This is a genomic window from Erwinia oleae, from assembly GCF_000770305.1.
Taxonomy (GTDB): Bacteria; Pseudomonadota; Gammaproteobacteria; order Enterobacterales; family Enterobacteriaceae; genus Erwinia; species Erwinia oleae.
Window position 1 is genome coordinate 53,105 of the sequence record NZ_JNVB01000017.1, and the last position, 6,791, is coordinate 59,895.

8 protein-coding genes are annotated in these 6,791 nt (G+C 53.3%); 3 read left to right on the forward strand and 5 right to left on the reverse strand.

The annotated features are described in order from the left end of the window. The 4 genes from GS12_RS07880 to ompX form a co-directional block, all read right to left on the reverse strand. Complete coding sequence (locus GS12_RS07880) at positions 1-1,569, reverse strand: DHA2 family efflux MFS transporter permease subunit (RefSeq protein ID WP_034945650.1); 1,569 nt, start codon at positions 1,567-1,569, stop codon at positions 1-3. Then, positions 1,566-2,723: an HlyD family secretion protein gene (locus tag GS12_RS07885; RefSeq protein WP_034913666.1), complete on the reverse strand. Its 1,158-nt coding sequence runs from the start codon at positions 2,721-2,723 to the stop codon at positions 1,566-1,568. The genes GS12_RS07880 and GS12_RS07885 overlap by 4 nt, the downstream gene beginning before the upstream one ends. Before the next feature lie 154 nt (positions 2,724-2,877). Continuing rightward, complete coding sequence (gene mntR, locus GS12_RS07890) at positions 2,878-3,327, reverse strand: manganese-binding transcriptional regulator MntR (protein ID WP_034945653.1); 450 nt, start codon at positions 3,325-3,327, stop codon at positions 2,878-2,880. A 343-nt stretch (positions 3,328-3,670) separates the two neighbouring features. Then, positions 3,671-4,183 carry an outer membrane protein OmpX gene (gene ompX / locus GS12_RS07895; RefSeq protein WP_034913661.1) on the reverse strand — a complete coding sequence of 171 codons (513 nt, stop codon included), beginning with the start codon at positions 4,181-4,183 and terminating at the stop codon, positions 3,671-3,673. Between the two features lie 350 nt (positions 4,184-4,533). Here ompX and rhtA point away from each other — a divergent pair, with 350 nt between their 5' ends. The 3 genes from rhtA to GS12_RS07910 all read left to right on the forward strand — a co-directional run bounded on the left by rhtA (position 4,534) and on the right by GS12_RS07910 (position 6,596). After that, a complete protein-coding gene (rhtA, locus tag GS12_RS07900) occupies positions 4,534-5,418 on the forward strand; it encodes a threonine/homoserine exporter RhtA (protein ID WP_034945655.1) in 885 nt (294 codons plus the stop codon). Positions 5,419-5,738: 320 nt separating this feature from the next. Next, positions 5,739-6,242 carry a DNA starvation/stationary phase protection protein Dps gene (gene dps, locus GS12_RS07905; protein ID WP_034913655.1) on the forward strand — a complete coding sequence of 168 codons (504 nt, stop codon included), beginning with the start codon at positions 5,739-5,741 and terminating at the stop codon, positions 6,240-6,242. Positions 6,243-6,329: 87 nt separating this feature from the next. Beyond that, positions 6,330-6,596, forward strand: a complete 267-nt coding sequence (locus GS12_RS07910; RefSeq protein ID WP_034945670.1) for a DksA/TraR family C4-type zinc finger protein — start codon at positions 6,330-6,332, stop codon at positions 6,594-6,596. 33 nt (positions 6,597-6,629) lie between these two features. On the opposite strand, the gene GS12_RS23265 is transcribed toward GS12_RS07910, so the two are convergent. Further along, the coding region (locus GS12_RS23265) for an RlmF-related methyltransferase (protein ID WP_152601382.1) at positions 6,630-6,791 on the reverse strand (162 nt) is incomplete at its 5' end.

Here is a 6,791-nt window from a genome sequence, read left to right on the forward strand (position 1 = left end):
TCAGTGTGCTCCTGCACTGCCCTCGCTCTTAATCGGCGCAAGCAGCAAACAAAAGGGAATAAGGATCAGGGCGACCACGCTCAGACCCATAAACACGTCGATATAGGCCAGAATTCGCGCCTGGGCAATCATCTGTTGATAAAGCTGCCCGGTGGCGATGGTTACCGGATCGCCAACCATCGACGAGAAATCTTTTACCGACTGCGCCCAGCGCTCCACCGTCAGGTTAAACGGCTCGTTAAACTGCGACATGTTATGCACCATCTGCGCGCTGCGCGCCTGCTCGCGCTCGGTGATCATCGCTGTCGACAGTGAAATGCCGATCGAGCCCGCCACGTTGCGGCACATGGTAAACAGCGCCGAGGCGTCAGCATTGAGCCGTTGCGGAATGGTGACAAAGGCAATAGTGGTGAGCGGCACAAACAGGAAGCCAAGGCCAATGGTCTGTGCACTACGAATCATCACCAGCGTGGTGAAATCCACGTTCGGCGTCAGCGTCGCAGAGTAGAGGAACGACAGAAACAGACAGGTAAAACCAAAGGCGATAATCCAGCGGGTTTGCACCAGCGGCATCAGCTTCAGCACCAGCGGTATCGACAGGACAATCAGCACCGCGCCGGGGGACAGCACCAGGCCGGACCAGGTGGCGGTATAGCCTAAATCCTGCTGAGCCAGTTGGGGGATAACCACCGAGCTGCCATAAAGGATCGCCGCCATGCCCGCCATCAGAATCGAGGCGACCGCAAAATTTTTATCCTTCAGGCAGTGCAGATCCACCACCGGTTTTTTGGCATAGAGCAGCCAGTAAACCGCACCGACCAGGCCGATCGCCGTCAGCACCGCGAAGGTGATGATAAAGCCGGAGCTGAACCAGTCGTCATCTTCCCCGCGATCGAGCATCACCTGCAAGCAGCCCAGACCAAGCGTGATCAGGCTGATACCGATATAGTCAATTTTCAGCTTGCCCTTCGCCCACTTACGTTCCCATGGTGGATCTTCCAGCAATTGATAAATAGCCAGCACGCTGAAAATGCCCACCGGAATGTTAATGAAGAACACCCAGCGCCAGCTGTAGTTATCGGTGATCCAGCCGCCCAGCGTCGGGCCGAGCACCGGCGCCACAATAATCGCAATGGAAGAGAGGCCAAACGCCTTGCCGCGATCTTCCGGTTTGAAGTAGTCGAGCAGAACCGATTGCTGCACCGGTTGCAGGCCGCCGCCAAAGAAGCCCTGAAGCACCCTGAACAGAATGATTTGCCACAGCTCGGTGGCAATGCCGCACAGGAACGAACAGACGGTGAACATCACAATACAGATCAGAAAAAACTGTTTGCGGCCAAAAATACGGCTGAGAAAGGCGGAGATGGGCAGCACGATACCGTTCGCCACCAGGTAGGAGGTGAGTACCCAGGTGGACTCGTCATAGCTGGATGACAGCGACCCGGCGACGTGCGGCAGCGCCACGTTGACGATAGTGGTGTCGAGGATCTCCATAAACACCGCCAGCGTCACCGTCATGGCGACCAGCCAGGGATTGCTGGCCGGTTTCCAGCTCTGGCCGGAACTCATTCCACCGTTACCTCAGGTTCGACCGACAGTCCCAACGGCAGTAATTTGTTTGGATCGAGACCTTTATCGATAACAATCTTAACCGGCACGCGCTGTACAATTTTGACATAGTTCCCGGTGGCGTTTTCCGCCGGGAAGGCCGAGAAGCGCGAGCCAGAGCCCATCTGCACGCTGTCTACGTGCCCTTCCAGCTTCATGTCCGGCCACGCATCAATAGTAATGTTGACTTTATCGCCCGGCTTCATGCGTTCAAGCTGCGATTCCTTGAAGTTAGCGGTGATCCAGACATCAGGCGACACCAGTGAAAACAGCGAGGTGCCGGCCTGCACCAGCGTCCCGACCTGCACGTTGCGACGCGTGACAAAGCCGTCGTACGGCGCGCGGACTTCGGTATAGGAGAGGTTAAGATTCGCGGTATTGAGCTGCGCCTGCGCCTGTTGAACCTGTTGCTGACGCGCCTCAACGTTGGTTTCCTGCTGGCGGATTTGCAGTTGGATCTGCGAGGCGACTTCCACCTGCGCTTTTGCGCTCTCAAACTGCGCACGCGCGCTTCTCAACTGGGCATTTGCCGCATCAATATTGCGCTGTGACGTGGCGCGCGGATCAACACCGCGCTGACGTTTGTAATCCTCTTCCGCATTACGCAGGTTGGCCTCCGCGCTGGCCTGCTGGGCAAGCGCCTGATCTTTCTGCGCCGGGTACTGCACCTTTGCCAGCGCCAGTGCGGCCTGAGCCTGATGCAGCTGTGCAACCGCAAGCCCTAACTGCGCCTGTGCCTGATCGCGCTGCGCGGTGTTGTCGCGGGGATCAATCACCACCAGCAGATCGCCCTTTTTCACCCGCTGGTTATCTTTCACCAGCAGCCTGGTGACGTAGCCGGACGCTTTTGGCGCAATGGTCACCGCATCGGCGTCGGTGAAGGCGTCATCGGTGCTTTCAATATTGCGGGTAGTGAACCAGAACCAGAGCGCCACGACGATCGCGATCGCCACCACCACGCCAAGGATGATGAGCGGCTTTTTGCCGGGCCGTTTGCGCTCCGGCTGCTCCTGATCATCCTGCTGGTCATTTTGCTTGTCCTGCTGCGGGTTGTCTTCCTGATGACGCTGGTCATCATCCGACGGGGGAGTTGATTGATTAGCCATATTTCTCATCAGGTTACGGCGAACCCGTTGTCGGTTCGCATGATTAACGCAGCTATAACAATACGATGTAAACTGACAAATTCCAGTATTTCTTTACAAACTTACGTCGGGTAGCGCATTAATCGCATTAATGACTAAAAATGGGTGCGGGTGACAACGATTACTAACGATTCTCGTAAAACTTCTGGAAGATAGCCAACGTCTCATCGCTGACGTGATGCTCCAGGCCTTCGGCATCGCGTCGGGCTGTGTCCGGGCTGATGCCCAGCGCCAGCAAAAAGTTTTCAACTATAGAGTGGCGTATACGACTCTCTTCCGCCAGCGCTTCGCCTTCGGCAGTAAGAAATACGCCGCGGTAAGGAACCTGTTCAACCAGGCCAGCGATAGCCAACCTTTTCAACATCTTAGCGACGGTGGGTTGCGAAACGCCCAGCCGCGCCGCCATATCCACCTGACGCGCTTCGCCAAACTGGCGGATCAGATCGGAAATCAGCTCAACGTAGTCATCAATCAGCTCACGGCGATGCGCCTCGCGCACCTGGCGGAAACCTTCGACGTGCTCTTCGATATCTTTTAATGGTGCGGGGATGGCACCTTTAGCGCGACGACTCATTCAGCTTCCTCATTGATTAACACTTACGCGCTACGACCACGTCAGATTTTGGTTTCCTAGTGTAAACGAAGCCCGCTGAAGCACAAAATTTCGCTGCATAGCGCTGGCTACAAAGTATAGCCCATGCTATAACTGATTATAATACGAACGTATCCCTACCCATTTGGCATAAAAAACGCCCGCAGGAGGCTGAAAAATGAAAAAACCGCTCTTGCTGACGCTCTTCTGTCGTTCGCCCTTTACGCTGCGACTGATGCTGCTGGAAATGTTAGCCGGCAAAACGGCATAAAAAATCCGCCTCGAGGGCGGATTTTTATGATCGGTGAAGCAATAAGCCTACAGCTTAGAAGCTGTAACCCACGCCTGCGATCCAGGTACCAACGTCGGTGTTGCGAATGCGGCTCTGCTCGTAGCCCACGTCCAGCGCAACGTTTTCAATTGGGTTGAACTGAAGACCTGCGCCATAGGCAACGCCGTAATCGCTGGTATCAGATTTGTCACGCGTCTGCTGAGCGTTCTGCTGGAATTTGCCGTAGCCAACACCAACCACACCGTAAATGCTTGCCCAGTCGTTCAGACGCAGAGCAGGACCCGCAGTCACACCGTAGTACTGGCCTTTGTTATAGAAGCCAGACTCGCTGCTATCTTTCTCGGTATAAGTGAAAGATCCGATCCAACCCAGTGGATCGCTGCCGTTTTCGTAGCGATACTTCAGGTTGAAGCCATTCGCTTTATTAGCCACGCCCTGATAATCGCTCTGAGCATAACCACCAGAAACTGTGCTTTGCGCCATTGCTGAACCAGCAGATACGGCCAGTACACAAGCCAACGCAGAAAGACATGCAATTTTTTTCATAACCACCTCAAATGTGAAAAAACTTCTCTCCTGACAACGGACAAAATATAACAAAACTATTGAGGAAACTCTGCTCTGATTTTGTTGTCCAAGCTTGCGTTGGTGTAACAGAAGGTTAACGATCTACGCTATGTCATTATTTTTCCTTATAAAGAACAGGTTCAATTTAACATGTCATTAGAATGTAAAAATTTGTTCATTAGGATTAATCTTAGACGATATTGGCCTGAATTTACGTAATTGACCTGATCTTACAGCTTTTTTTCGCCTCCTGCCGTTTCAAACGCTTCCCTTCACGTACACTGTTGGTAAATCTCTTTTTATCTGGATCGACTAAGGATGGTTGCAGGATGTCTTTTTCCTCTTTTCGCTCATCAGTGTGGCTGCCTTTACTGGTACTGATTATTGCCATGATATCGATTCAAAGCGGCGCGGCGCTGGCAAAAACTCTCTTCGCCTCCGTCGGCGCGCCGGGCATTACCGCACTGCGTCTGGGCCTTGGCACCTTTATCCTTACTGTTATCTTCAAGCCCTGGCGGCTGCGTTTTACCCGCCGACAGGTTTTGCCGCTGCTGTTTTATGGTCTGTCGCTGGGCGGCATGAACTATGCGTTTTACCTGTCGCTGCGCACCGTTCCCCTGGGAATCGCCGTCGCGTTGGAATTTACCGGTCCACTGGCGTTAGCGTTAGCCGGTTCCCGGCGCCCGCTGGACTTCATCTGGGTTGTCCTGGCGCTGTCGGGCTTGTGGTTTCTTTTACCTCTGCGGGGAAACATCGCCAATGTTGATCCTCAGGGCGCGCTGCTGGCGGTGCTGGCAGGGGCATTGTGGGCCGTTTATATAGTGGCAGGAAAGCGTGCCGGTTCGCAGCATGGCCCCGCCACGGCGGCGGCGGGTTCGTTGATCGCCTCCTGCTTTTTTGTGCCGCTCGGCGTGGCGTTTACCAGCGGCGACGCCTGGACACTCTCCCTGATCCCGATTGGGCTGGCTATCGCTGTACTGTCCACCGCGCTGCCCTACTCGCTGGAAATGGTTGCGCTCACGCGTCTACCGGCGAAGAGCTTTGGCACATTAATGAGCATGGAGCCCGCGCTGGCGGCGTTTTCCGGGATGCTTTTTCTTGGAGAATTATTAACGTTTACCCAATGGCTCGGTCTGTTGGCAATTATTCTGGCATCGGCCGGTTCGACACTCACGCTGCGCCCTGTAAAGGGAAAAATAATATCTCCTGATTAAAGAACCTCAGCCAAAGCGTGCATTTTATTAACAGTAATAAAACGCAGTAGTCAAAAAAAGATGATTTTTGAAACATATTCATTGAAAAATTTCTGCGACAATACGCATCGGGCGCTATTACTGAAAATAGCCATATTATTCAAATACCTGCAATGAAAATTGCGATTGAGAATATTAATAACTCTCATTTAACATTATTAAAAACCCCAAAGGGCAGCACTATTTGACCGATAGTTAATATCTTTCCGGCAGATTGCCAAAGAGGTGCTATAATTATTCGGTAATTAATTAGGACAACCAACATTAAGAGGATGTTAATGATGAGTACCGCTAAACTGGTTAAAACAAAATCTTCTGATCTGATTTACACCCGCAATAATGTGGCTGACGACGAGAAAAAAGCCACCATCGAGGTGCTCAATCGTCTGGTTACCGAATTTATCGATCTGTCTTTGATCACCAAACAGGCCCACTGGAACATGCGCGGCGCCAACTTCATTGGTGTACATGAAATGCTGGATGGCTTCCGCACGGCAATTACCGATCATCAGGACACCATCGCTGAACGTGTGGTGCAGCTTGGCGGTGTGGCGCTGGGTACCACGCAGGTTGTGAACGACAGAACGCCACTGAAAAGCTACCCGCTGAATATTCACAGCGTGCAGGATCACCTGAAAGCATTGGCGGAGCGTTATGCCGTTGTGGCTAACGATACGCGTAAAGCGATTACCGAAGTGGAAGATGAAGATACCGCAGATATCTTTACCGCTGCTTCGCGTGATCTGGACAAATTCCTGTGGTTTATTGAATCAAATATTGAATAAGCCTTTATGCCGTCCTTGAGGCGGCTTTACGGAACGTTCTCAGGAGCAGGTGATGCAATCGCCTGCTCTTTTTTATTGGAGGTCACTATGGCAAGCGGATGGGCACGTGATGACGCAGTACAGGAGCAAATTGACTCAACCATTGATGATGCCGTCAGCCGCGCCAGGCGAGCAATGCATCACGGCGCCAGCGCGGAGTTCTGCGAAGAGTGCGGCGAGCCGATTCCACAGGCGCGTCGGCTTGCTCTGCCCGGCGTGCAGTATTGCATAACCTGCCAGCAGCAGCGCGACGATCGTCAGGCAGCCAGTAGCCTGTTTAACCGCCGGGGCAGTAAAGATAGTCAGCTACGTTAACGCACTATCCCGTCGTGAAGCGATCCTGCACAGCTAGCGGCGGCTGAGGGCTTTTTCGCGCGCCGGTTTTGTCATAAAGCTCCAGGCGATAAACCGGCTCTGTTTCTGCCCCTGCGCCATATCAATAGTGCGCACCGCCTCGGCGCCAGACTCTTCCAGCGCCCGCCACAGTTCCGGCAGATTTTCCTTGCGTGA

Bases quoted from the DNA above. Each gene is read 5' to 3' on its own strand.
- GS12_RS07880 (WP_034945650.1), bottom strand. From the start codon at position 1,569: ATGAGTTCCGGCCAGAGCTGGAAACCGGCCAGCAATCCCTGGCTGGTC.
- GS12_RS07885 (WP_034913666.1), bottom strand. From the start codon at position 2,723: ATGAGAAATATGGCTAATCAATCAACTCCCCCGTCGGATGATGACCAG.
- mntR (WP_034945653.1), bottom strand. From the start codon at position 3,327: ATGAGTCGTCGCGCTAAAGGTGCCATCCCCGCACCATTAAAAGATATC.
- ompX (WP_034913661.1), bottom strand. From the start codon at position 4,183: ATGAAAAAAATTGCATGTCTTTCTGCGTTGGCTTGTGTACTGGCCGTA.
- rhtA (WP_034945655.1), top strand. From the start codon at position 4,534: ATGTCTTTTTCCTCTTTTCGCTCATCAGTGTGGCTGCCTTTACTGGTA.
- dps (WP_034913655.1), top strand. From the start codon at position 5,739: ATGAGTACCGCTAAACTGGTTAAAACAAAATCTTCTGATCTGATTTAC.
- GS12_RS07910 (WP_034945670.1), top strand. From the start codon at position 6,330: ATGGCAAGCGGATGGGCACGTGATGACGCAGTACAGGAGCAAATTGAC.